Here is a 25618-nt window from a genome sequence, read left to right on the forward strand (position 1 = left end):
CGCCATCGGCTAGGCGCCCCCGCCGCGAGGCGGCTCTTGCTCGGCGTCCCTGGCGTGGGGTGTGCGGCGTGCGGGCAGCTTGGATAACTGAACACGGACTCCTGAGGGGTCAAGGAAATTGAGCATGTCAGTGGTTGACGATTCGCCAACACGCGCAGCGGGGCTTGCACATGGCGAGCAGGACCTCGGGCCCCTGGCCTGGGTGCTGGACGAGCTGCGCAAGTCGCTTGATGCCGCCACCAAGGCCGTGGGCCGCTTCGTGCGCGACGCGGATGCCGCGCGCGTCGAGGATCTCGAATCGCTGGACACCTCGTCGCTGCGCATTGCGCGCCAGCAGCTGCACCAGGCCTGCGGCGCCCTGGACATGGTGGGGCTGACGGCGCCGGCGCTGGTGCTGCGCGGCATGGAGGCGGCCGTGAACCGCTTCGTGCAGCGCCCCGAACTGTGCACCAACGAGGCGGCCTCCACGCTGGAGCGCACGCATTTCGCGCTGATGGAGTTCCTGGAGGCCATGCTGGCCGGCAAGAGCGTCTCGGCCGTGGCCCTTTTTCCGCAGTACCGGGACATCCAGGCACTGGCCGGCAGCGACAAGGTGCATCCGGCCGACCTGTGGCCGCCCGAGCGCCGTGCGCGCGAACCGCAATGGGGATCTCCCCAGCCCGAGCCGCTCGCCTACGGCCCGGCCGCGCGCGCCATGCTCGACGGCGTGGTGCTGCGCCTGGTCAAGAGCGACGACCGCGAAGCCGCCGCGCAGATGCGCGAGCTGTGCCTGCGCTTTGCCGCAGGCCAGCCCCAGGACGTGGCGGCCCGCAGCTTCTGGAAGATTGCGGCCGGCTTCTTCGATGCCCTGGCGCAGGGCATGCTCGTGCCCGACCTTTATGTCAAGCGCATGGCTTCGCGCGTGCTCATGCAGTATGCGGCCATGGCCAAGGGCGACAGCGTGCCGCCGGCGCGCCTGCTGCAGGACCTGATGTTTTTCTGCGCCCAGGCCAGGCCGCGCGAGCGCGCAGGCGCGGCGCTGCAGGCCGTGCAAAGCGCCTACGCGATGGAGGCCATGCCGCTGGTGGACTACCAGGTGGCGCGCTTTGGCCGCTATGACCCCGCGGTACTGGTGCAGGCGCGCAAGCGCATCGCGGCCGCTGCGGAAACCTGGTCGGCCCTGGCCGGCGGGGACAAGAGCAAGATCCGGCCCATGGCCGAGCAGTTCGGCCAGGTGGCAGAGTCGCTGGTCAAGCTGCAGCCCGGCAGCCATGGGCTGGCGCGCGTGCTGATCCGCGTGGCCGAGACCGTGGAGCGCATCGGCCAGCCGCCGCCGCCGGAGCTGGCCATGGAAGTGGCCACGGCCGTGCTCTATCTGCAGGCCTCGTTCGCCACGCCCGACCGGGATGACGAGGAGCTGGCCTTCCAGTCCGCCAGCCTGCTGCAGCGGCTGGAGTCGGCCCTGCAGGGCGCGCAGGCCCAGCCGCTGGAGCCCTGGATGGAAGAGCTGTACCGCCAGGCCAGCGACCACCAGACCATGGGTTCCGTGGTGGGCGAGCTGCGTGCCACCATGGCCGAAGCCGAAAAAAACCTGGACCAGTATTTCCGCAACCCGCAGGACGCGGGCGTGCTGTCGGCCGTGCCGGGGCAGATGCTGCAGATGCGCGGCGTGCTGTCGGTGCTGGGGTTCGAGCAGGCCGCCCTGGCCATGCAGCGCATGCGCGACACCGTGGAGCACCTGATCCTGGGCGAAATCGCCGAGGACGGTCGCGCCCGCGTGTTCGAGAAGCTGGGCAACAGCCTGGGCGCCATGGGCTTTCTGATCGACATGCTCAGCTACCAGCGCAACATGGCGCGCAAGCTGTTCGTGTACGACGAGGCCGAGGGTGAGCTGCGCTTCGTCCTGGGCCGGCGCCAGCGCGGCGACAAGGAGGCCGCACCGGCGCAGGCCGCGGCGGCAGATCCGTCCGCGCATGCCGAAGTCGCTGCGTTGCCCGTTTCCGAGCCGGTCCAGCCGCCGCTGGCGCCGGCCGCGCTGTCCGTGCCGGAGCCGGTCTCGGCTGCTGTGCAACCGGCCGGGGTGCCCGTGCCCGATGCCGTGGCGCCACTGGGCGCGCAGGTGGGGGTGCCTTCGCTGGACATGGCCCTGGATCTGCCTTCGCTGGAACTGGACGTGCCCGGGCCGGCGGCCGAAGAGCCTACGCCCGCGCCGGTGGCCGAAGCCGTTGAGCTGTCGGCCGACGAACTCGACGGCGACGACGAGCTGCTGGCCATCTTCCTCGAGGAAGCACGCGAAGTGGTGGCCACGGGCCTGCAGTCGCTGCATGCGCTGGCCGAGGAGCCTGGCAATCTCAGCGAACAGACCACGTTGCGCCGCGCCTTCCATACGCTCAAGGGCAGCTCGCGCATGGTGGGGCTGGACGAATTCGGCGAGGCCGGCTGGGCGATGGAGCAGATGCTCAATGCCTGGCTGGCCGAGCAAAAGCCCATGCCCGCGCCCATGCAGGCCCTGTCCGCCGACGCGCTCAAGGCCTTCGGCGCCTGGGCCCAGGACCTGGAGTCACACCGGGCGCAGGCCTGGTCCGCCACGCCGTTCCGCGCGGCGGCGGATGCCATGCGTTTGAACGGCGAGCGCGCCGAGGTCGCACTGGTGCCGCGCCGCGGCCGCGGGTCCGCCGACGAGCAGCTGGTTGCGTCCGCAGACCCGGCTGTCGAGCCGGTCGATGCCGCGCCCGCGGCCGAAGCCCTTTCTGCCATGCCCCAGCTGGAGCTGGAGCCGGGGCTTTCCGCCCACGAGCTGCTGGCGCAGACCGAGCCCCTCCTGTCTGCCCAGGCCGGCGTGGCCGCCGAGCCGGCCGAGCCTCAAGCTCTGGCCGCCCCCGCAGAAGAGACGGTCTGGCCTTTCGATCTGCTGGAGCAGACGGCTGCCGAATCCTCCGCCGTACAGGCGCTGGAGCCGGCGCTCGACGATGCGGCTGCGGAGATCCCGCCGGCCGAACCGCAGGCAGTGCAGGAAATCGATTTCTCCGCCTTCGAGGCGGCCATGCGCGACAGCGAGCTGGCTGCGTTCGAGGCACAGGAGCTGCCTCCGGCCGCCGAAGCCGGGGGCCAGCCCGCCGCCCAGGCGCAACAGCCCGGGCAGGGCAGCGAGACCGGCACCGTGGCCGGCGAAGCGCAAGCCGAGCCCAGGCCCGATGCCGTGCAGATCGAGCCCGCCACCGTGCCCGCCGATGACGGTTTCCGCGTGATCGACGGCCTGCGCATCAGCACGCCGCTGTACAACGTCTACCTCAACGAGGCGGACGAATGGTCCGCGCGCCTGGATGCGCAGCTGCAGCAATGGCGTCAGGATCCGCAGCAGCCCGTGCCCGGCGATGCGATTGCGCTGGCCCATTCCCTGGCCGGCAGTTCGGGCACCGTGGGCTTCGCGGCCCTGTCCGATCTGGCGCGCCAGCTCGAGCATGCGCTGCAGCATCTGCAGCCCCAGGGTTTTGCCTCGGCCGCGCATGTGCAGCAATGCCTGGATGCCTCGGACGAGATTCGCCGCCTGCTGCACCAGTTTGCCGCGGGCTTCCTCAAGACACCGCTGCCGTCGGTGCTGGAGGCGCTGAGCGCCATCCTGGCGCTGGATATCGTGCCGGCCGAGCAGTCCGAGGCCGCCGACCCCGCCACGCTGGAGGCCGGAGATTCCGGCTGGACGGCCCTGCAGGCCGTGGCGCAGCCGGCGGCCGATCCGCTGGACGTGCCGCTGGACTTTTCCGCCCCCGAGGCCGAAGCCGCGGCGCCGGCGGAAGCTGCAGAAACGGTGGAGGTGGGGGAACCCGCTGCCGTGCCTTCCCCCGATGTGGCGCAGGAGCTGGAGCGGCAGCGCCGCATCGACCAGGCCATAGCCCTGGCCGTGGGCCCCGATGCGGACGAGGACGACATCGATGTGCTGGATCAGGTCGACATCGACCTGTTTCCCATCTTCGAGGAAGAGGCCATCGACCTGCTGCCCAAGCTGGGTGCGGCGCTGCGCCGCTGGCATGCGCGCCCGAGCCTGGACGAGGCGCGCAACGAGGCGCTGCGTGCCCTGCACACCCTCAAGGGCAGCGCCCGCCTGGCCGGTGCCATGCGCCTGGGCGAGATGGCCCACCGCCTGGAATCCGCCGTGGAGCGCGTGGACGCCGAAAAGCCCACGGCCGAAGGCATAGAGCCCCTGCTGGGCAGCTTCGATGCCATGCAGGCCGGCTTCGATGCGCTGCGCAGGGCTGGCGAGCAGATGCCGGAGACGCCGCTGGCCCACCTGGACAGCGCTTCCGTGGCGCAGCAGCCGCTGCATGCAGGCCAGGCGGCCGCGCCGCTGCCTGTGGCCGAAGCGGTGCCGGCGCTGCGGCAAGCCGGGGCCCAGGCCCTGGCCGCTGCCGACGACGAGCTGGACGCCTCGGCGCTGGCTGCGGCTGCCGCGCCGGCTGCACGCACGGCCTCGCAGCAGACGGTGCGCGTGCGTGCCCAGCTGCTGGACCGGCTGATCTCCCAGGCCGGCGAGGTGCTGATCGCCCGCTCGCGCGTCGACGCACGCCTGATGCAGGCCCGCAATTCGCTCAACGACCTGACCGGCAACCTGGAGCGCCTGCGCGCCCAGTTGCGCGACGTCGAGGTGCAGGCCGAAAGCCAGATGCAGTCGCGCCTGGCGCTGTCCAAGGACACGGCGGCCGGCTTCGATCCGCTGGAGTTCGACCGCTTCACGCGCGTGCAGGAGCTCACGCGCATGATGGCCGAGTCCGTCAACGACGTGGCCACCGTGCAGCGCAATCTTCAGCGCGACCTGACGGCAGCCGAGGACGACCTGGTGGCCCAGGGCCGCCAGGCCCGCGACCTGCAGCGCGACCTGCTGCGCACGCGCATGGTGGAGTTCGACTCGCTGGCCGAGCGCCTGTACGCCGTGGTGCGCCAGACCTCCAAGGAAATGGGCAAGCAGGTGCGCCTGAACATCCTGGGCGGCACCATCGAAATGGACCGCGGCATGCTCGAGCGCATGATGCCGGCCTTCGAACACCTGCTGCGCAACTGCGTGGCGCATGGCATCGAGTCGCCCGGGCAGCGCGTCGCCGCGGGCAAGCCTGCCGTGGGCACGATCGAGATCATCCTGAGCCAGGAGCGCAACGACGTGGCGCTGTCGGTCGAGGATGACGGCGCGGGGCTGGATCTGGAACGCATCCGCAGCAAGGCCGTCGGCCTCGGGCTCTGGCAGGACGGCCAGGCCATGGCCATGGAGGATGCGGGCCGGCTGATCTTCGAGCCCGGCTTCAGCACGGCGGCCGAGGTGACCGGCGTGGCCGGCCGCGGCATCGGCATGGACGTGGTGCGCTCCGAGGTGAACGCACTGGGCGGCCGCATCGAGACCCACTCCGAAGCCGGCCTCGGCAGTGCCTTCCGCCTGGTGCTGCCGCTGACCACGGCCGTGACCCAGGTGGTCATGCTGCGCGTGGGCCGCATGTCGGTGGGCGTGCCCGCCAACCTGGTGGAAATCGTGCGCCGCACGCCGCTGGAGGCGCTGGACCAGGCCTACCGCACGCATGAGTTCCAGGACGGCGACGAAGTCATGCCCTTCTACTGGGGCGGCGCGCTGTGGCAGTCCTCGCTGCGCAGCGAGGAGGCCGTGGGCCGCACGCGCCCCGTGGTCGTCGTGCGCAGCGCGGCGCAGCGCGTTGCGCTGCACGTGGACGAAGTGCTGGGCAACCAGGAAGTGGTGATCAAGAACCTGGGCCCGCAGCTGTCGCGCCTGCCGGGCCTGACCGGCATGTCGGTGCTGCCCTCGGGCGCGGTGGTGCAGATCTACAACCCCGTGGCGCTGGCCAATGTCTACGGCGAGCAGGTGCGCGCCCTGGTGGCCGAGGCCGGGCAGGCGCAGCAGGCCGCGGCCGGCGAGGCGGGCTCCGGCCTGCTGGCGGCGGGCGGCGACCAGGGCCAGGCCTCGGTGCCGCTGGTGCTGGTGGTGGACGACTCCATCACCGTGCGCCGCGTGACCCAGCGCCTGCTGCAGCGCGAAGGCTACCGCGTGGCCCTGGCTGCCGACGGCCTGCAGGCACTGGAGCGCCTGCAGGACGAGCGCCCCACGGTCGTGCTGTCGGATATCGAAATGCCGCGCATGGACGGGTTCGATCTGCTGCGCAACATCCGCGGCGACGGCCAGCTCAAGGGCCTGCCCGTGATCATGATCACCTCGCGCATCGCGCAGAAGCACCGCGAGATGGCCAGGGAGCTGGGCGCCGACCACTATCTGGGCAAGCCCTATTCGGACGAGGAGCTGCTGGGCCTGATCCAGCACTATGCGCTGCAGCGCGGCGGACCGGCGCCCGAGCCCAGCGTGGCCGAGGCTGTGCAGGACGCGGCGCCCTGAATGGTTGCTCCTCCAAACAAAGCGGCTTGCGCCTGCTCTGCCTAGGTTTCAGCTTTATTCAATGCTGAAAACCTTATGGGGCTCGCGCAAGCCGCTTCTGTTTCAGGAGTGCGAAGCGGCGCTGCCTGCATCGCCGGCCTTGACCACGGCATAGCGGGCCAGCGTTTTCTCGCGTGCTGCGGCATGGTCGACCACGGGGTGCGGATAGTGGCGGCCCAGGGTGATGCCGGCCTCGGCCAGCTCCAGGGGCGCGGCCAGCCACGGCGCATGGCGCAGCCTGGCCGGCAGCCGCGCCAGCTCGGGCACGTAGCGCGCGATGAAGCGGCCCTCGGGGTCGAACTTCTGGCTCTGCGTGACGGGGTTGAAGATGCGGAACCACGGCTGGGCGTCGCAGCCCGTGGATGCCGCCCACTGCCAGCCGCCGTTGTTGGCCGCGAGGTCGAAGTCGTTGAGCTTTTCGGCAAACCACGCCTCGCCGCGCCGCCAGTCGATTCCCAGGTCCTTGACCAGAAAGCTGGCCGCCACCATGCGCAGCCGGTTGTGCATGTAGCCGCTGCCGGCCAGCTGGCGCATGGCCGCGTCCACCAGCGGGTAGCCGGTGCGGCCCGCGCACCAGGCGGCAAACAGCGCATCGGCCTCGGGGCCGCTGTCCCAGACGATGGCGTCGTAGGCCGGCTTGAAGCTGCGCTCCACCACATGCGGATGGTGGGCCAGGATCTGGAAGTAGAAGTCGCGCCAGATCAGCTCCGACAGCCAGGTCGCCGCGCCTTCGCGCGCGGCCGCATCCCAGTCCTCGCGCTGCATGGAGGCATGGGCGGTACGGGCCAGCTCGCGGATCGACACCGTGCCGAAGCGCAGGTGCACGCTCAGATAGCTCGGGCCCTTGAGCGCCGGATAGTCGCGCGCCGCCTGGTAGCGCGGCAGGCGCGGCAGAAAATCGTCCAGCAGCTCCCGTGCGCCGCTGGCGCCCGTGGGCAGCTTCAGGCCGTCCAGCGTACCGGCCTCGAAGCCCAGTTCGGCCGCCGTCGGCACCGGCCTGCGCTCGCCTTCGGGCCGGTCCGCCAGGCGCGCCGCGAGATCGCGCTCGCTGGGGTAGCTCGATAGATAGAACGGCGTGATCTTGCGCAGCCAGGCGTTCTTGTAGGGCGTGAAGACCGAAAACGGCGACAGGCTCTGGGTCAGCACCTCGTCGCGGCCGAAGATGCGGTGGTCCTTGCTGCGCTGCAGCGACCTGCCCATGGCACGCAGGCGGTGCGCCACCTGGGCATCGCGCGCCAGGGCGGCGGGTTCGTCGTCGTCGTTGCAGAACACGGCATCGGCACCGAGCTGCCGGGCCAGTTCGGGAATGATGTCCTGCGGCAGCCCGCGGCGCGTGATCAGCCCGGCCTCCTGCCGCCCGCAGGCGGCGCGCAGGTCCCCGTCCAGTTCGGCCAGGCTTTGGCAGATGAACTCCACGCGCCGGTCCGCATGCGGCAGGGGCGCGAGGATGCTGTCGTCGAAAATGAAAACGCAGAACAGTTTTTTACATTGCTGCAATGCGGCATACAGTGCGGCGTTGTCGGCCAGGCGCAGGTCGCGCCGGAACCAGATCAAGCCCACAGGGTGCGAAGGAGTCATGGATCGCCGGTAAAATCGCCGCATGTCTGCAGCAACTGCGCCTATCAACTTGACGCACCATTTCCTGATCGCCATGCCGGGTCTGGAAGATGAGTCGTTTTCGCGCAGTGTGGTCTATCTGTGCGAACACAGCGAGCGCGGCGCGCTCGGCCTGATTATCAACAAGCCTTCCAAGCTCAGCCTCGAAGACCTGCTCCACAAGGTGGATCTGGGCCTCAAGCGCGAGGATCTGCGCGGCGACCTGGTGTTCCGGGGCGGTCCGGTGCAGACCGACCGCGGCTTCGTGCTGCACGAGCCCATGGTGATCGAGGGCGCGGCCGAGGAGGAATCGGCCTATGCCTCGACCATGACCATTCCCGGCGGCCTGGAGATGACCACTTCCAAGGACGTGCTCGAAGCCCTGTCCGACGGCGCCGGCCCCCGGCGCCTGCTGGTGACGCTGGGCTATTCGTCCTGGGACGAGGGCCAGCTGGAATCCGAGATCGCCGAGAATGCCTGGCTCACGGTCGAGGCCGATGCCACGGTCATCTTCGACACTCCCGTGGACGAACGCTACGACCGGGCGCTGGGCCTGCTGGGCCTGCAGCGCTGGATGCTCTCGCCCGAAGCCGGACGCGCATGAGCGACATCCCTTCTTCCCACAAGGCCGCCGATGCGGCCTTTTCAACGGCCGGCGATCCGGCGGCCGGCGCCCCGGCGGCCGCGGCGCCCCAGGTACCCGCGCATTTCCAGCAGTTCCTGGCCTTCGACTTCGGCACCCGGCGCACGGGCTGCGCCTCGGGCAACCGGGTGCTGGGCGGCGCGAGTCCCCTGCCCACCATCAAGGCCGAAGGCGCGCAGGCGCGCCTGGATGCGGTGGAAAGGCTGGTGCGCGAATGGCAGCCCCAGGCGCTGGTGATCGGCGTGCCCTACCACCCGGACGGCGCACCCCACGAGAACACGGCGCGTGCCCGGAAGTTCGGCCGCCAGCTCCAGAGCCGCTTCAGGCTGCCGGTCTACGAGGTGGACGAGCGCTACAGCACCACAGAAGCCCTGGCCGGCGGCGCGCGCGATGCCGATGCAGCCTCGGCCTGCATCATTCTTGAACAATTCTTGAGGAGTCTTCCATGAGTGAAACCATCGCAGGGCAGGGCAGCCTGATCCTGGACGCCGAAGCCCTGTACGGCGAACTGCTGCGCGGCGTGCAGCGCCTCATGGGCCCCGCGACACGCCTGGCCGGCATCACCTCGGGCGGCGCCTGGCTCGTGGAGCGCCTGCACAAGGACCTGAACCTGCCGGGCAAGCCCAGCGTGCTGTCCTCGGCGCTGCACCGCGACGACTTCGCCCAGCGCGGCATGAGCACCAGCGCGCAGACGCAGCTGGACTTCGACGTCAATGGCGCCGACATCCTCGTGCTCGACGATGTGCTCTACACCGGCCGCACGGTGCGCGCCGTGCTCAACGAACTCTATGACTACGGCCGCCCGGCCTGCGTGCGCCTGGCCGTGCTGGTGGACCGCGGCGGGCGCGAGCTGCCGTTCCAGGCCGACTTTGCCGCAGCGCGCGTGGCGCTGCCGGCCGACCGCCTGCTGTCGCTGGCTCGCGACGAAGGCGGCGCTTTCCAATTCCGCATCCAAGAGGCCTGATCGTGCTGTACAAGCGCAACCCCCAACTGAACAAGAACGGCGAGCTGATCCACCTGCTTTCGACCGAAGGGCTGTCCAAGGACATCCTGACCCATATCCTGGACACGGCCGGCAACTTCGTCAGCGTCAACGACCGCGAAGTCAAGAAGGTGCCGCTGCTGCGCGGCAAGAGCGTGTTCAACCTGTTCTTCGAAAACAGCACGCGCACGCGCACCACGTTCGAGATCGCGGCCAAGCGCCTGTCGGCCGACGTGTTCAACCTCGACATCGCGCGCTCGTCCACCGCCAAGGGCGAGACGCTGCTGGACACCATCGACAACCTGTCGGCCATGGCCGCCGACATCTTCGTCGTGCGGCACAGCGAGTCGGGCGCGCCCTACCTGATCGCCCAGCACGTGGCGCCCCATGTGCACGTGGTCAATGCCGGCGACGGCCGCCATGCCCACCCCACGCAGGGCCTGCTGGACATGTACACCATCCGCCACTACAAGAAGGATTTCTCCAATCTGACCGTGGCCATCGTGGGCGACGTGCTGCACTCGCGCGTGGCCCGCTCGGACATCCATGCGCTGACCACGCTGGGCGCCGCCGAGGTGCGCGTGGTCGGCCCGCGCACGCTGGTGCCTTCGGACATGGCGCAGATGGGCGTGCGCGTGTTCCACAACCTCGAGGAAGGCATCAGGGGCTGCGACGTCATCATCATGCTGCGCCTGCAGAACGAGCGCATGAGCGGCGCGCTGCTGCCCTCGAGCCAGGAATACTTCAAGAGCTTTGGCCTGACCGAAAAGCGCCTGGAGCTGGCCAAGCCCGATGCCATCGTCATGCACCCCGGCCCGATCAACCGCGGCGTGGAGATCGACTCCGCCGTGGTGGATGGCCCTCAGGCCGTGATCCTGTCGCAGGTGACTTTCGGCATTGCCGTGCGCATGGCTGTGATGTCCATCGTTGCAGGGAATGAGGCCTGAGGGAACATCAGGCCATCCCCCTGAGCGGCTGCGCCGCTTCCCCCGGGTGGGGCGGTGCCGGTTTCGGGAGCTGCGTGCCCAGCGCAGTTCAGGAGTAAATATAATTTTGATAGCTGCCAGCGCTTTTGAAATAAGGGTTGGCGGCCAGTTTGGTGGCAAACCATGAAAATTCTCATCCGTAACGGCCGCGTGATGGACCCGGCCCGGGGCTTTGATCAACCGGCCGATATCGCCATCGATGGCGGCCGGATTGCCGCCATCGGCGCGGCGCCCGAGGGCTTTGCGGCCGAGCGCGAAATCGATGCCAGCGGCTGCTGGGTGCTGCCCGGCCTGGTGGACCTGGCCGTGCGCCTGCGCGAGCCCGGCCATGAGCACGAAGGCATGCTGCAGTCCGAAATGGCCGCGGCCGTGGCCGGCGGCGTGACCAGCCTGGTCTGCCCGCCCGACACCGACCCCGTGCTCGACGAGCAGGGTCTGGTGGAAATGCTCAAGTTCCGCGCCGAGAAGCAGCACAAGTCGCGCCTGTTCCCCATGGGCGCGCTGACCGTGGGGCTCAAGGGCGAGGTGCTGACCGAGATGGCCGAGCTGACCGAGTCCGGCTGCGTGGCCTTCGGCCAGGCCGATGTGCCGCTGTCCAGCGTCACCACGCTGAGCCGCGCGCTCAGCTATGCCAACACCTTCGGCTACGCCGTCTGGCTGCGCCCGCAGGACAAGGACTTGGGCAAGGGCGTGGCCGCCAGCGGCGCGCTGGCCACGCGCATGGGCCTGTCCGGCGTGCCCGTGGCGGCCGAGACAATTGCGCTGCACACCATCTTCGAGCTGATCCGCGGCTCGCAGACGCGCGTGCACCTGTGCCGCATCTCCAGCAGCCAGGGCGTGGAGCTGGTGCGCCGCGCCAAGGCCGAGGGCCTGAACGTGACGGCCGACGTCTCGATCAACTCGCTGCTGCTGACGGAGAACGACATCGGCTACTTCGACAGCAGCGCGCGCCTGGTGCCGCCGCTGCGCCAGCAGCGTGACCGCGATGCGCTGTCGGCCGCGCTGGCCGACGGCACCATCGACGCGCTGGTCTCCGACCACACGCCCGTGGACGAGGATGCCAAGGTGCTGCCGTTTGCCGAATCCGAGCCCGGCGCCACCGGCGTGGAACTGCTGCTGTCCGTCGCCGTGAAGTGGAGCCGCGACCACGGCGTGCCGCTGGCGCGCGCGCTGGCCGTGGTCACCTCGGCGCCCGTGGCCGTGCTGGGCCAGGCCCTGGGCGAACAGCTGGGCCAGCTGGGCCGCCTGCAGGAGGGCGGCGTGGCCGACCTGTGCATCGTCGACCCCGACGCCGCCTGGACCGTGGAGGGCAAGGCCCTGGCCAGCCAGGGCAAGAGCACGCCGTTTGCCGGCTACGAACTGCCGGCCCGCGTGCGCTGCACGCTGGTGGACGGCCGTATTGCTTTTGAAAATACCCTCTGAGTCGCTTCGATAGCCTCGCTGCAGGGCGGTGCGGCGGGCTCGGGCCACAGGCCGGGGCCGCGCCGCGGATATGTGCCGTGGGCCTGGTGGCGCATGGCGGAGCAAGGGAGCCTTTCTCGCATGATGGCAACTGGCCTGCGCAAATTCAAAACCGGCCTGCGCGCCATCTGGCGTGCGCTACGCCTGCTGGCCCATGTGGCCCGAGGCGCCTGGATCGTGGCCCTGCGCTTTCCGCGGCTGCACTACTGGCAGCAGCACGAGCATGTGCAGGCCTGGGCCGCGACCATGATGGTGCGCGCCGGCGTTCGGCTGGAGATCCGGGGCCGGCCGCCGGCCAAGGGGCCGGTGCTGCTCGTGAGCAACCATATCTCCTGGCTCGACATTCCCATGATGCATGCGGCGCGCCATTGCCGCTTCATCTCCAAGTCCGACGTCAAGGGTTGGCCCATCATCGGCACGCTGGCCACGGCGGCCGGCACGCTGTACATCCAGCGCAGCTCGCGCCGCGATGCGCTGCGCATGGTCGGCAGCATGCGCGAGGCCTTCGGGCGCGGCGAGATCCTGGCCGTGTTTCCCGAAGGCACGACGGGCGACGGACGCCAGCTGCTGTCCTTTCATTCGAATCTGCTGGAAGCCGCCGTGCAGTGCGATGCGCCGGTGCAGCCCGTGGGCCTGCGCTTTGTCGACGGCGCCACCGGCGAGACCAGCTACGCGGCCACCTATGTGGGCGACGAAACCCTGCTGGGCTCCATCTGGCGCGTGCTCAGCGCCGACGACCTGGTGGCCGTGGTGCACTACGGCGAGCCGCAGCGCGCGCAGGGGCGGGACCGCCGCATCTGGGCCAAGGACCTGCATGCCGAAGTGGACCGGCTGCGCCAGGGCTGACCTGCCCGCCTTCAAATCCGTGTAGGCTGCGCGCATGCACGCCAGAGTCCTGCGCTATCTCGACGAAGTGGTCCGCCGCGGCTCCATCCGCAAGGCGGCCGAGCATCTGCATGTGGCGCCCACGGCCGTGAACCGGCAGATCCTCGACCTGGAGGCCGAGCTGGGTGCACCGCTGTTCGACCGCATCCACAACCGTTTGCGCCTGACGCCGCTGGGCGAGATGGTGCTGGCCCATGTGCGCAGCACGCTGCGCGAGCATGCGGCGCTGCGCGAGCGCATTGCCGAGTTCAAGGGCCTGCGGCGCGGCGAGATCACGGTGGCGGCCACCACGGGCCTGGCGGGCTCGCTGCTGCCTTCGCTGGTGCACGCGTTCAGGCGCAGCCATCCGGGCATGGCCGTGCGCGTCATCGATCTGCCGACGGCGGACATCGTGGCCGCCGTCGAGGGCGGCGATGCAGACCTGGGCCTGGGTTACGACCTGCCGCAGCGGCCCGGCCTGCGCACGCTGGCTGACAGCGTGTGGCAGATCGGCGCCGTGCTGCCGCCGCGCCATGCGCTGGCGCGCCATTCGTCGCTGCTGCTGGGCGAATGCGTGGGCCATGCGCTCATCCTGCCGGCGGCGCCGCTGACCATACGCACGCTGCTCGACGAAGCCTTTGCGCGCAACGCCATCGAGGTCACGCCGGTGGCCGAATCGACCTCGCTGGCGCTGATCCAGCGGCTGGTCATGCTGGGCGAGGGCATTGCGCTGCTCAATGCGCTGGACGTGGTGGACGAGCTGGGCCGCGGCGCCCTGGTCTTCGTGCCCCTGCGCGATGCCCACCTGCAGCGCCAGACCCTGGTGCTGGCCGCGCGCAGAGGCGCCGAACTGAGTGCAGCCGCCGAGCTGATGGCGGAGAGCATACAGGCGGAGCTGGCGCGGCTGTTTGCGATGAAGCGCTGACGCGGCACCTGGCGCCAGGCAGGCCGCATGCTGCCGGGCAGTAGCGGTCCATCGGGTTCGGCATGTCCACATTTTGTGGACATGCCAAGCTGAATTTGGCGCTATCGCGCGCTACACCTCCTCTCTAGACTGGCGCTTCTTGTTTAGAGAGGAATAGACCCATGACCCTGATTGCCCTGAATGCCGACGTACTGGTCACCATGGATGCGCAGCGCCGCGAAATCAAAGGCGGAGCGCTGGTGGCAGACGGCCCGGCCGTGCAATGGGTGGGCGCCACGGCCGACCTGCCCGCGCAGTACCGCCGCATGGCCGACGAGGGCCGGGCGCGCGTGCTGGACATGCGCGGCAAGGTCGTGACTCCGGGCCTGGTCAACACCCACCACCACATGTACCAGAGCCTGACGCGCGCCGTGCCTGCGGCCCAGGACGCCGAGCTGTTCTCGTGGCTCACCAACCTGTACATGCTGTGGTCGCACCTGACGCCCGAGATGATCCACATCTCCACGCAGACCGCCATGGCCGAGCTGATGCTGTCCGGCTGCACCACGACCAGCGACCACCTGTACCTGTTTCCCAACGGCTCGCGCCTGGACGACTCCATCGTCGCCGCGCAGCAGATGGGCATGCGCTTCCACGCGGCGCGCGGCTCCATGAGCCTGGGCCGAAGCAAGGGCGGGCTGCCGCCCGACGTGGTGGTCGAGGAGGAGGAAGCCATCCTGCGCGACAGTCTGCGCCTGATCCAGCAGTACCACGACGGCTCGCGCCACTCCATGCTGCGCGTGGTGCTGGCGCCGTGCTCGCCGTTCTCGGTCACGCGCGAGCTGATGCGCGAATCGGCCGTGCTGGCCCGCGCGCACGGCGTGTCGCTGCACACCCACCTGGCCGAAAACGACAACGACGTGGCCTTCTCGCGCGAGAAGTTCGGTCTCACGCCCGCGCAGTATGCCGAGGACCTGGGCTGGGTGGGCCGCGACGTATGGCACGCGCACTGCGTCAAGCTCGACCCCGAGGGCATCGCCCTGTTTGCGCGCACCGGCACCGGCGTGGCGCACTGCCCGTGCTCGAACATGCGCCTGGCCTCGGGCATCGCGCCCATCCGCAGCATGCGCGACGCGGGCGTGCCCGTGGGCCTGGGCGTGGACGGCAGCGCGTCCAATGACGGGGCCCACATGCTGGGCGAGGCGCGCCAGGCCATGCTGCTGCAGCGCGTGGGCTACGGCCCTGCGGCCATGAGCGCCCGCGAGGCGCTGGAGATCGCCACGCTGGGGGGCGCGCGGGTGTTGAACCGCGACGACATCGGCGCGCTGGCGCCCGGCATGTCGGCCGACTTCGTGGCTTTCGACATGGAAGGCGTGGCCCATGCGGGCGCCGGCCACGACCCCGTGGCGGCGCTGGTGTTCTGCACGCCGGCCCAGGTGTCCAGCAGCGTCATCAATGGCCGGGTGGTGGTCGAGGATGGCCGCCTGCTGACCGCCGACCTGCCCGTGGTGCTGGGCCGGCACCGCGACCTGGCTCGCACCCTGTTCGAGCGGGCCGCAGGCCACTGAGCACCGTTTCCTGCCGTGCTGCTGCCGGGCCAGGTGCAGCGCGGCGGCACCCGGTGCATTCCCCATCCAGCCACAGGAGGCGCGCCACGACACAGCCAGGCATGCAGCAACCGCCCCTTTCGGGCCCTTGACGACATAGCGACCAGTGCCTCCGCAGAGGCCATTGCACAGGGAACAGGAGACAAGACCATGGAAAAACTGCTTTACGGGGTGGAAGACCGTCCGCCCGGCCTCATCACCACCACGCTGCTTTCGCTGCAGCACCTGCTGGCCGCGCTGGGCGGCATCATCGCCGTGCCGCTGGTGTTCGGCGGCGCGCTCAAGCTGCCGGCCGACCAGATCGTGGCCCTGGTCAACGCGGCGCTGCTGGGCTCGGGCATCGTCACCATCATCCAGTGCCGCGGCGTCGGGCCCGTGGGCATACGCCTGCCCTGCGTGATGGGCACGAGCTTCGCCTTTGTCGGCGCGGGCGTCAGCGTGGGGCTGGAGCATGGCGTGCCCGGCATCCTGGGTTCCTCGCTCGTGGGCTCGCTGGTGATGATTGCCGGCAGCTTCTTCATGCCGGTGATCCGGCGCTTTTTCCCGCACACCGTGACCAGCGTGGTCGTGACCATGATCGGCCTGTCGCTCACGCCCGTGGCGGTGGACTGGGCCGCGGGCGGCGTGGGCAGCGGCAGCTACGGCGCAGTGGGTCATCTGGCGATTGCCGGCTTCGTGCTGGCGCTGGTGATCGGCTTCGTGCAATGGGGCAAGGGCGTGGTCTCCGCATCGGCCGTGGTCCTGGGCATTGCCTGCGGCTACCTGCTGTGCCTGGCGCTGGGCCTGATCGACTTCACCCAGGTGCGCGAGGCGCCGGTTTTCGCGATTCCGCAGCCCTTGCACTTCGGCATGGCGTTCCCGGTGTCGGGCATCGTGGCCATGTCCATCGCCTTTCTCGTGACCATCGTCGAGACCACGGGCACCTTCATGGCGCTGGGCGCGGCCACGCAGACGCCGATCCACGGCAAGCGCCTGGCCAGCGGCATGCTGTGCGACGGCCTGGGCTCGGCCTTTGCCGCGCTGATGTCCAGCCCGCCCGTCTCCACCTTTGCTCAGAACGTGGGCGTGGTCTCGCTCACCGGCGTGGCCAGCCGCCATGTGGTGATGCTGACCGGCGTGATGCTGCTGGCCGCAGGCCTGTTCCCGGTGCTGGGCGCGCTGGTGGTGACGATCCCGCAGCCCGTGCTCGGCGGTGCGGGCCTGATGATGTTCGCCACGATCATCTCGGCAGGCATCCGCATGCTCGGCAGCTGCGAGCAGTCGCGCCGCAGCAGCCTGATCATCGCGGTCTCTCTGGGCTGCGGCCTGGCCGTGACGGTGCGCCCCGACCTGCTCGCCAGGATGCCGGCCTTTGTGCGCGAAGTCTTCGGCTCGGGCATCACCGTGGGGGCGCTGGTGGCCGTGGGCCTGAACCTGCTGCTGCCGGGCCGCGAAGGACAGGCGCATGAGGAAGACGAACCGGCCGGGCAGGGCGTTGCCGCTGCTCCCGTCGCCGCTTCGGCGTCCGCTGCGTAAGCCATGCAAGGCTGCGCGCAGTGCAGCGAATACACTGCGCGCATGACTACCGCCCCCACTCTTCGCGACGACATCACCATCTTCCACAACAACCGCTGCAGCAATTCGCGCGGTGCGCTGGCCCTGCTGCGCGAGCACGGCATCGAGCCCCGCATCGTGGACTACATCGCCACGCCGCTGACGGCGCCCGAGCTGGCGGAACTCGTCGAGCACCTGGGCGTGCCCGTGCGCGAGCTGCTGCGCACCAAGGAAGCCGAGTACAAGGCGCTGGGCCTGGACCAGAGCGGCGTGAGCGATGCCCAGCTCATCGCCGCCGTGGCCGCCCACCCGGTGCTGCTCAACCGCCCCATCGTGGTCACGCCCAGGGGCGCGGCCCTGTGCCGCCCGCCCGAGAAGGTGCTGGATCTCCTCTGAGACAGCCTTCCGCCGCCCTGGAGCGGTGGCCGCGGTTGCTATGAATCCATGAGCTTGCAGCGCTTTCCCTGAATCGATATCGGGTGGCATTCATCCGATATCCGGGATATGGCATGCGCTGAAAGCTCCTGTTTCAGGAGCGAACGCGAACCGCCGGCACTGCTTGCGCCGTCTAAGCCTGGCCTAAGTCTCGGCGTTCAAACTGCCTTTCAGCAAAGCCCGCAACGGGCGCTTTTATGAAAGGTTTGCCATGAACACGCTTGTCTCCACTCCCCGCCGTCTGGTCATGGCCCTGGTGGCCGCCGGTGCCATCGGGGCGCTGGGCGCCACGGGCGCCGGCCTCGTCGGTGCCGTGCACGGCGACGCGCATGCCCAGGCCGTGGTGGCCACGCCCCTGGTGCAGCCGGCCGGCGGCCAGCCGGTGGTGGCCGCTCCCAATTTTGCAGACATCACGGCGCGCAACGGCGCGGCCGTGGTCAACATCAGCGTGGTCGGTACCTCGCGCTCCATGGGCGATGACGAGGGCGATACGGCCTCCTCGCGCCAGCAGCGCGCGCCGCAGGGCATGGACCCGGACGATCCGTTCTTCGAGTTCTTCCGCCAGTTCGGCCTTCCGGGCATGCCCGGCATCGGCGGGCGCCAGCAGCAGCCCGACGTGCCCATGCGCGGCGAGGGCTCGGGCTTCATCGTCTCCAGCGACGGCGTGATCCTGACCAACGCCCACGTGGTGCATGGCGCCAAGGAGGTGACGGTCAAGCTCACCGACCGCCGCGAATTCAATGCCAAGGTGCTGGGCGCCGACCCCAAGACCGACGTGGCCGTGCTCAAGATCGATGCCAAGGGGCTGCCCACGGTCCGGCTCGGCCAGACCTCGAACCTGCGCGTGGGCGACTGGGTGCTGGCCATCGGCTCGCCGTTCGGCTTCGAAAACAGCGTGACGGCCGGCGTGGTCAGCGCCAAGGGGCGCTCGCTGCCCGATGACTCCTTCGTGCCCTTCCTGCAGACCGACGTGGCCATCAACCCCGGCAACTCCGGCGGCCCGCTGTTCAATGCGCAGGGCGAAGTGGTCGGCATCAACAGCCAGATTTACACGCGCTCGGGCGGCTACCAGGGCGTGTCGTTCGCCATCCCCATCGAGGTGGCCACGCGCGTGCAGCAGCAGATCCAGGCCACGGGCAAGGCCCAGCATGCGCGCCTGGGCGTGAGCGTGCAGGAGGTGAACCAGGCCTTTGCCGACTCCTTCAGGCTCGACCGGCCCGAGGGCGCCCTGGTCTCCAGCGTGGAGCCCGGCGGCCCGGCCGCCAAGGCGGGCCTGGAGGCCGGCGACGTGGTGCGCAGGATCGACGGTCATGCCATCGTGGGCTCGGGCGATTTGCCCGCCTATGTGGGCCAGGCGCTGCCGGGACAGAAGGTGACGCTGGAAGTCTGGCGCAAGGGGGCGTCCAAGACGCTGAGCGCCACGCTGGGCGATGCCAGCGACAAGGCCGCCAAGGTGGCCAGGAGCACGCCCGATGCCGGCAAGGGCAAGCTGGGCCTGGCGCTGCGCCCGCTGCAGCCCGGCGAGAAGAAGCAGATCGGCGTCGACGGCGGCCTGCTCGTGGCCCAGGCCAATGGACCTGCGGCCATGGCCGGCATCATGCCGGGCGACGTGCTGCTGTCGATCAACGGCACGCCGGCCCGCGATATCGACGATGTGCGCGCCGCCATGGCCAAGGCCGACAAGACCGTTGCCGTGCTGATCTGGCGCGACGGTAACAAGATCTTCGTGCCGGTGCGCCTGGGCTGAAGCCCGGGCATGGAAGGCGCATGGAGCTTGCCTTATGCTTGGCTCCATGCGCCTTTTGCTTGTTGAGGATGACGCCATGATCGGCGAAGCCGTGCAGAGCCTGCTGCGCGGCGAAGGCTATGCGGTGGACTGGGTCCGGGACGGCCGCCAGGCCGACACGGCCCTGCACGCCCACCAGTACGACCTGGTGCTGCTGGACCTGGGCCTGCCGGGCCTGGACGGCCTGCAGGTGCTGCGCCAGCTGCGCGCGCGCAAGGATGCCACGCCGGTGCTGGTGGCCACGGCGCGCGATGCCGTGCGCGACCGCATCGCGGGACTGGATGCCGGGGCCGACGACTACGTGGTCAAGCCCTATGACATGGACGAGCTGCTGGCCCGTCTGCGGGCCCTGGCGCGCCGGGCCTCGGGCCGGGCCGAGGTGCAGTACGAGCACGAGGGCGTGCGGCTCAACCCCGCCACGCGCGAAGCCTCGGTCAACGGCAGCCCCGTGGTGCTGTCGGGGCGCGAATGGGCCGTGCTGCAGGCGCTGCTGGCCCGCCCGGGCAGCACGCTGTCGCGCCAGCAGCTGGAGGACAAGCTCTACGGCTGGGGCGACGAAGTCAGCAGCAATGCCATCGAGGTCTATATCCACGGCCTGCGCAAGAAGCTGGGCCAGGGCGCCATCCTCAATGTGCGCGGCGTGGGCTATATGCTGCCGCGGGCCTGAGAACCGTTCGAGTTGCCATGACAGCCGCCGCCCCGCTGGGATTTTCTTCCGCCGCCAGGCATTGGCTGCGCCGCTGCCTGCCCGGCTCGCTGGGCGCGCGGCTGCTGCTGTTCATCGGCGCGGCGATCGTGCTGACGGCGCTGCTGCAGGGCGTGCTGGCCTACCGCAATGCACTGGCGCAGACCGACACCCTGTTCGATTACCAGATGCAGCAGACGGCGTTCGCGCTGCGCGCCGGCCTGCCCGTGGATGCACGGGGGCGGCCGCAGGGCACGCCGCCCGAGGACGAGAACAACGAGTTCATCGTCCAGGTCTGGACCAACGAAGGCTTGCGCATCTTCGAGTCGGCTTTCGGCACCGCGCTGCCGCAGATGGCCGTGCTGGGCTTTGCCGACGTGCCCGCGCGCGGCACCATGTACCGGGTGTTCTCGCTGCAGACCCGTTCCCAGGTGATCCAGGTCGCGCAGGACATGCATGTGCGCACGGCGCTGGCGCGCGAGGCCGCGCTGCGCAGCCTCTGGCCCATCGCGCTGCTGGCGCCGCTGCTGGCCCTGGCCGTGTGGTGGGTGGTGCGCCGTTCGCTGGCGCCCGTGCAGCGCGTGCGCCGCGAGCTGGCCATGCGCCAGCCGCAGGACCTGGCGCCTGTGCCGGTGGCGGGCCTGCCCGAGGAAATGCAGCCGCTGGTGCGCGAATTCAATGCGCTGCTGCAGCGCGTGGACCAGGCATTCGAGGCGCAGCAGCACTTCGTGGCCGACGCGGCGCACGAGCTTCGCTCGCCGCTGGCCGCGCTGCAGCTGCAGTTGCAGGCCCTGCAGCGGGCGCCCGGACCTGCCGAGCGCGAGCTGGCGCAGCAGCGCCTGGCCGCCGGCATCGAACGCGCCAAGCATCTGGTGGAACAACTGCTGGCGCTGGCGCGCCAGGAGGCCCGGGGGACACCCACGCCGGCGCAGGCTGCGGCCGGGCAAGGCGCGGGCGCCGGCCTCGTCGATCTGCGCGCGCTGGCCGAGCAGGTGCTGGCCGAGACCGCCGTCATGGCCCAGGCCCGGCAGCTCGACGTGGGCCTGAGCGAGGCCCCGCAGCTGCAGCACAGCTTTGCCGTGGCCGCCGATCCCCAGGCCATGGCCACGCTGCTGCGCAACCTGCTGGACAACGCCATCAAGTATGTTCCGGCCGGCGGGCGCGTGGATGTGGGCTGGAGCCAGGATGCGCAGGGCCGGGCGCTGGTGGTGGAGGATTCCGGCCCCGGCATCGCCGAGCACGAGCGCGAGCGCGTGGTGCAGCGCTTCGTGCGCGGCCACGACGCGGGCGGCATGGCCGGCGGCAGCGGCCTGGGGCTGGCCATCGTGCAGAGCATTGCACGGTCGGCCGGCGCGCAATTGCTGCTCGATGCCTCGCCCTCGCTGGGCGGCCTGCGTGTGCGCATTCTGTGGCCGGCGCAGGCGCCAGCCGCCCAGGCCTGAAAAAACGGGCCGGTACTGGCTTAGACTTGCACCATCCGGCCCGCGCACGGCTGCGCGGCCCCTGCCAGGTAGCGAGGTACATTGATGGAATCCATTGTTCAGCGTCTGTCCCAGACAGTGGCTGCAGCCAAGTCGCTGCAGGCACTGACCCGACCGCTGCTTGAAATGCTGGTGGAAGTGACCCGGCTCGAATCGGCCTATCTGACCACGGTCGACGAGGAGCATGGCGTGCAGACCGTGCTCTATGTGCTCAATGCCGGGACGCTGCAGATGACCGAAGGCCTGCAGGTGCCCTGGAAGGACACGCTGTGCAAGCGCGCCCTGGCCGAAGGCCGCATGTACACGGGCAATGTGGCCGAATGCTGGGGCGATTCGGCGGCTGCGCGCAAGCTGGGCATCCAGACCTATATGAGCATGCCGGTGTGCTTCACGTCAGGTCAGCTGTACGGCACGCTGTGCGCGGCCAGCTGCGAGTCGGAGCCTTTGGCGCCGGAGGCCGAGAGCGTGTTGCGCCTGTTTGCCCGCATCGTGGCCGGCTTTGCCGAGCGCGAGCAGCTGGTGCAGGAGCTGCAGCGGGTGAACCGCGAGCTGGCTTCGCTGGCCATGCTGGATGCGCTGACCGGACTGCCCAACCGCCGCAGCCTGACCGAGGAGCTGCAGCGCGTCATCGCCCATTGCCGCCGCAGCCGCGAATGGGTGCTGGTGGGCTTTGTGGACCTCGACCATTTCAAGGAAATCAACGACCGCTACGGCCATGAGGCCGGCGATGCGCTGCTGTGCACGCTGGCCACGCAACTGGCCGCAGCGGTGCGCAGCAGCGACATGCTGGCTCGCTTCGGCGGCGACGAGTTCGTGATGGTGGGCATGGGGCCCGGCCTCGACGACGACGGCGATCAGATCGCACGCGACCTGCAGCGGCGCCTGTTCGAGGCATCCTCCGCCTGCATCGAGCTGCCCGGCGGCGGCCAGCTGGCCTACCAGGGTGCCAGCGTGGGGGTTGTCTGCCTGCCGCCCGACGGCACGGACCTGGACGATGCGCTGCAAAAGGCCGACGCCGCCATGTACCGCACCAAGGCTGCGCGCCGCAAGCAGTCGGCCGGGGCCGCGCATTGAAGCGGCGCTGCCCGCGCCGGCAGCGTCCGGCCATGAAAAAGGCCGCGAGGGATGCACCTTCGCGGCCTTTGATTTCTCGACAGAAATCACACTCTGTCCGCTAACCCGCATGGATATTAGGTCTCGCACAAACGAGCCTAAGATGTACCCCCAAATGTACCCCCAGCCATGCGAGGATGCCCATGAAACTGACCGACGCCAAGCTGCGCAACCTGAGCGAGACCGGCAAATACTTCGACGGCGGCGGGCTGTTTCTCGACTACGCCAAGACTGGCGGCAAGTACTGGCGTCTCAAGTACCGCAGCAACGGCAAAGAGAAGTTGCTCGCCCTGGGCGTCTATCCGGCTGTGGGCCTCAAGGATGCACGGGAACAGGCCATGCAGGCCCGCATGCTCATTCAGTCCGGCATTGATCCGGCAGAGCAGCGCAAGGTGGGCAAGGCCAAGGCCGAGAAAGAGGCCGTCAACACCCTGCAGGCCGTGACCGCCGAATGGCTGGAGCATCAGGCCGCCCGGTGGGAGCCAGTCACCCTGCAGCGCATACAGGCCTCTCTGGAAAACGACATCCTGAACATCCTGGGCGCAAGGCCGCTGGCCAGCATCACGCCGCTGGAGATCATGGCCGCCGTCAAGGTGATCGAGGCCCGTGGCGCCGGCGAGCAGGCGGGCCGGGTGCTGCAACGGGTCAAGGCCATCTTCCGCTGGGCCCTCATTCACGGACGGCTGCAAAGCAACCCCATGGTGGATCTGGTGCCGTCCGAGATCCTGCGGCCCCGCGAAGTCAAACACCGTGCCGCCATCGATGACCGCGAGCTGCCCGAGTTCCTGGCCCGGCTCGATGCCTATGACGGCGAGCTGCACACCATCAGTGCCCTGCGCCTGCTCATCCTCACCGCCACGCGCCCCGGCGAGGCACGCGGTGCCCGCTGGGACGAGATCGATCTGGACGCTGCCGTGTGGACTATCCCTGCCGAGCGCATGAAGATGCGGCAGGAACACCGCGTGCCCCTGTCGCGGCAGGCCTTGGCCGTGCTGCAGCAGATGCGGCCCATCTCCGAGCGGCTGGAGCTGGTCTTTCCCAGCCCCTTCTACAGCACCAAGCCGCTGAGCGAGAACACCTTCAACTCGGCCATGGCCCGCATGGGCTACAAGTACCTGGCCACGGCCCACGGCTTTCGAGCCCTGTTCTCGACCGTGGCCAACGAGGCAGGCTGGCGCCCGGACGTGATCGAGCGCCAACTGGCCCACAAAGAGCGCAACCAGGTGCGGGCTGCCTACCACCGCAGCACCTATATGGCAGAGCGCACCCAGCTCATGCAATGGTGGGCCGACTATCTGGATGCCCGCAGAGCAGGGCAGACGCTGACCATGCCTCAGTGGGCCAGGGGCTAGCCCGCACCAGACACCAGAGACAGACCCAGCCGCCCGCCGAGGCGGCTTTTTTGTGCCTACCAACCAAAAGTGTCACTTTGTTACAACGCAATTTGCTCCGGGACTATTTCTGCAAAAACCGTGGGAACGTGGGAACAAATGCAGCGGAAATTCCGGAAACGCTGATACAGCAAGCGTTAGATGCTATCAAAAGCTGTGGGAACAGAGTGGGAACAGAGTGGGAACACGAAGGGAACAGAGTGGGAACAATGGCACATGAATATAGAAATTAAATCTAATATCAATATAATTTATTAAATCAATTAGTTGGTGTTAATTATGAAAATTCGAATAAGTAAACTAATATTTAATGGCTTTAGGAGTGCCGATCAAACTGCCGTAGTTGATTTTTCAGCTTCACCTGTATCTGTTATTTATGGTCTTAATGGCTCAGGTAAAACAACATTTCTCAGAGCCATTAATGCATTTCTTTCACAAAATAATCAAATTTTGGAAAGTATTTGTGTAAACAGCATCTATTGTGAGTACTTTGAAATAGCTCCATGTGGTGAGATTATAAAGCAAGAATTTCCTCGATTGGAAGGTTTATCAAATAAAGATATTAGCCATCTTATAGATAGTGGAACCTTCGAGGCAGCGAAGATTCAGATTCCAGAGAGTCTTATAAATCAGTACGGCATAGTTGATGAATCTAGAATAAGTACTGCAGCGTGGAAAGAATTAAAAAAATACATTGAAGAGCCTGTTCTTAGAAAATTAGTTGTTGATAAAAAAGATTCGGGTTATGACTGGTCACGCTTCGAATCATCGAGTTTATTTGCTACGAATTCGCTATCTCTTGGAATTGAACGCGGCGTTACTACTCAGCAGACTCGGGTTGAGCCAGATTTGATTCTTGAGTTTTTCTCAAATCCAAGATATAGAAGTTTATTCTCTATGGATAGAGAGAAGAGCCTGCATATGTTGGCTCAAGACCTTTCCTTCTATATACGACAAAGACAAAATGCTTTGTCTAGGGTTAGAAAGTCAGAGTTTGATTTAAAAAGTAAGCACGCTAATTTGCAGAATATTAAACTTGAAAACATTCAGGGAATATTAATTGATCACTATGAGGCAGCAAAAAAGTCTGCAACATTAAAAATACAGAATGCCTTGTTTGATACTCTTGCATTCGCAATCGATCAAGAATCTAATATAACAGTGGATGCCGAGCCGTCGGAATTTTATGGCAACTTGGAAAAGGGCCGCCCTAGATTGATTGAGGCTCTAAAGAGCGCTGTCGATAATAAGTTTAAAGAAACAATTTTAAAAAAACTTGAAGGTCTTGAATCAGAGAATGATTACAAGGAAGTTTACAATAATGAATTGCTTCGCAAGCTATTCAATAACATGATGGCAGAACTAAAAGTTGAGAGACTGCTTTTGAGTTCTATTAATCTAATTGTAGAGAAGTTTAATAAATATTTGATTGATGGTAAAAGGTTGGAAATTTCAGAAGAAAAGGTTGTTGTCAAAATAGATGATAAAGAACTGGAAATAAACGAACTTTCTAGTGGTGAGCGACACATTCTGACCTTTTTAACACTAGTTCTTTTCCATGGTCAGGACAGAGATTTTCTGATAATTGACGAGCCTGAAATTTCTTTGAATATTACATGGCAAAGAGAATTGCTCGGCCTATTTAATGAACTGGTTCCAGATACGCAAATAATTGTCGCGTCGCATAGTCCAGCTATTTCCAAGAGAAATCCACACTATCTCACAGAGCTCGTAACTTTTAGAGTATAAGA

18 protein-coding genes are annotated in these 25618 nt (G+C 67.3%); 17 read left to right on the top strand and 1 reads right to left on the bottom strand.

The window, feature by feature from the left end; translation table 11 throughout:
• Nucleotides 1–124: 124 nt before the first annotated feature.
• Nucleotides 125–6361 carry a hybrid sensor histidine kinase/response regulator gene (locus tag Cte04_RS11980; protein WP_066477531.1) on the top strand — a complete coding sequence of 2079 codons (6237 nt, stop codon included), beginning with the start codon at nt 125–127 and terminating at the stop codon, nt 6359–6361.
• 102 nt (nt 6362–6463) lie between these two features.
• On the opposite strand, the gene Cte04_RS11985 is transcribed toward Cte04_RS11980, so the two are convergent.
• Nucleotides 6464–7978, bottom strand: coding sequence for a cryptochrome/photolyase family protein (locus Cte04_RS11985; RefSeq protein WP_066477540.1), 1515 nt, complete (start codon nt 7976–7978; stop codon nt 6464–6466).
• Nucleotides 7979–8000: 22 nt separating this feature from the next.
• Here Cte04_RS11985 and Cte04_RS11990 point away from each other — a divergent pair, with 22 nt between their 5' ends.
• The 16 genes from Cte04_RS11990 (at nt 8001) to Cte04_RS12065 (ending at nt 25616) form a co-directional block, all read left to right on the top strand.
• The gene (locus Cte04_RS11990; RefSeq protein WP_066477544.1) at nt 8001–8600 is read left to right on the top strand and encodes a YqgE/AlgH family protein; all 600 of its coding nucleotides are present in this window, start codon (nt 8001–8003) and stop codon (nt 8598–8600) included.
• Nucleotides 8597–9088, top strand: coding sequence for a Holliday junction resolvase RuvX (gene ruvX, locus Cte04_RS11995; RefSeq protein ID WP_066477553.1), 492 nt, complete (start codon nt 8597–8599; stop codon nt 9086–9088). Before Cte04_RS11990 ends, ruvX begins: the two co-directional genes overlap by 4 nt.
• On the top strand, nt 9085–9603 hold the full coding sequence (gene pyrR / locus Cte04_RS12000) for a bifunctional pyr operon transcriptional regulator/uracil phosphoribosyltransferase PyrR (protein ID WP_066477556.1): 519 nt from the start codon (nt 9085–9087) through the stop codon (nt 9601–9603). The genes ruvX and pyrR overlap by 4 nt, the downstream gene beginning before the upstream one ends.
• A complete protein-coding gene (locus Cte04_RS12005; protein WP_370671031.1) occupies nt 9582–10568 on the top strand; it encodes an aspartate carbamoyltransferase catalytic subunit in 987 nt (328 codons plus the stop codon). The genes pyrR and Cte04_RS12005 overlap by 22 nt, the downstream gene beginning before the upstream one ends.
• A gap of 162 nt (nt 10569–10730) precedes the next feature.
• Nucleotides 10731–12029: a dihydroorotase gene (locus tag Cte04_RS12010; RefSeq protein WP_066477565.1), complete on the top strand. Its 1299-nt coding sequence runs from the start codon at nt 10731–10733 to the stop codon at nt 12027–12029.
• Between the two features lie 123 nt (nt 12030–12152).
• Entirely contained in the window at nt 12153–12914 is a 762-nt protein-coding gene (locus Cte04_RS12015; protein WP_066478081.1) for a lysophospholipid acyltransferase family protein, read from the top strand.
• A 34-nt stretch (nt 12915–12948) separates the two neighbouring features.
• Entirely contained in the window at nt 12949–13857 is a 909-nt protein-coding gene (locus Cte04_RS12020; protein WP_066477568.1) for a LysR family transcriptional regulator, read from the top strand.
• 161 nt (nt 13858–14018) lie between these two features.
• Nucleotides 14019–15404, top strand: a complete 1386-nt coding sequence (locus Cte04_RS12025; protein WP_066477571.1) for an 8-oxoguanine deaminase — start codon at nt 14019–14021, stop codon at nt 15402–15404.
• A 189-nt stretch (nt 15405–15593) separates the two neighbouring features.
• Nucleotides 15594–16958, top strand: a complete 1365-nt coding sequence (locus Cte04_RS12030) for a uracil-xanthine permease family protein (RefSeq protein ID WP_066477578.1) — start codon at nt 15594–15596, stop codon at nt 16956–16958.
• 42 nt (nt 16959–17000) lie between these two features.
• Nucleotides 17001–17372 carry an arsenate reductase (glutaredoxin) gene (gene arsC, locus Cte04_RS12035; RefSeq protein ID WP_066478084.1) on the top strand — a complete coding sequence of 124 codons (372 nt, stop codon included), beginning with the start codon at nt 17001–17003 and terminating at the stop codon, nt 17370–17372.
• Between the two features lie 250 nt (nt 17373–17622).
• Nucleotides 17623–19158 (top strand): Do family serine endopeptidase, encoded by a 1536-nt coding sequence (locus Cte04_RS12040; RefSeq protein ID WP_066477580.1) that lies wholly within the window; start codon nt 17623–17625, stop codon nt 19156–19158.
• A gap of 46 nt (nt 19159–19204) precedes the next feature.
• Complete coding sequence (locus Cte04_RS12045; RefSeq protein ID WP_066478086.1) at nt 19205–19864, top strand: response regulator; 660 nt, start codon at nt 19205–19207, stop codon at nt 19862–19864.
• Between the two features lie 17 nt (nt 19865–19881).
• Entirely contained in the window at nt 19882–21324 is a 1443-nt protein-coding gene (locus Cte04_RS12050; RefSeq protein WP_066477582.1) for an ATP-binding protein, read from the top strand.
• An 84-nt stretch (nt 21325–21408) separates the two neighbouring features.
• Nucleotides 21409–22437 (top strand): sensor domain-containing diguanylate cyclase, encoded by a 1029-nt coding sequence (locus Cte04_RS12055; protein ID WP_066477592.1) that lies wholly within the window; start codon nt 21409–21411, stop codon nt 22435–22437.
• 182 nt (nt 22438–22619) lie between these two features.
• Nucleotides 22620–23828 carry a tyrosine-type recombinase/integrase gene (locus tag Cte04_RS12060; RefSeq protein WP_066477595.1) on the top strand — a complete coding sequence of 403 codons (1209 nt, stop codon included), beginning with the start codon at nt 22620–22622 and terminating at the stop codon, nt 23826–23828.
• 318 nt (nt 23829–24146) lie between these two features.
• On the top strand, nt 24147–25616 hold the full coding sequence (locus Cte04_RS12065) for an AAA family ATPase (RefSeq protein WP_083526636.1): 1470 nt from the start codon (nt 24147–24149) through the stop codon (nt 25614–25616).
• Nucleotides 25617–25618: the final 2 nt, after the last annotated feature.

The organism is Comamonas terrae (assembly GCF_001544075.1).
Lineage (GTDB): Bacteria > Pseudomonadota > Gammaproteobacteria > Burkholderiales > Burkholderiaceae_C > Comamonas > Comamonas terrae.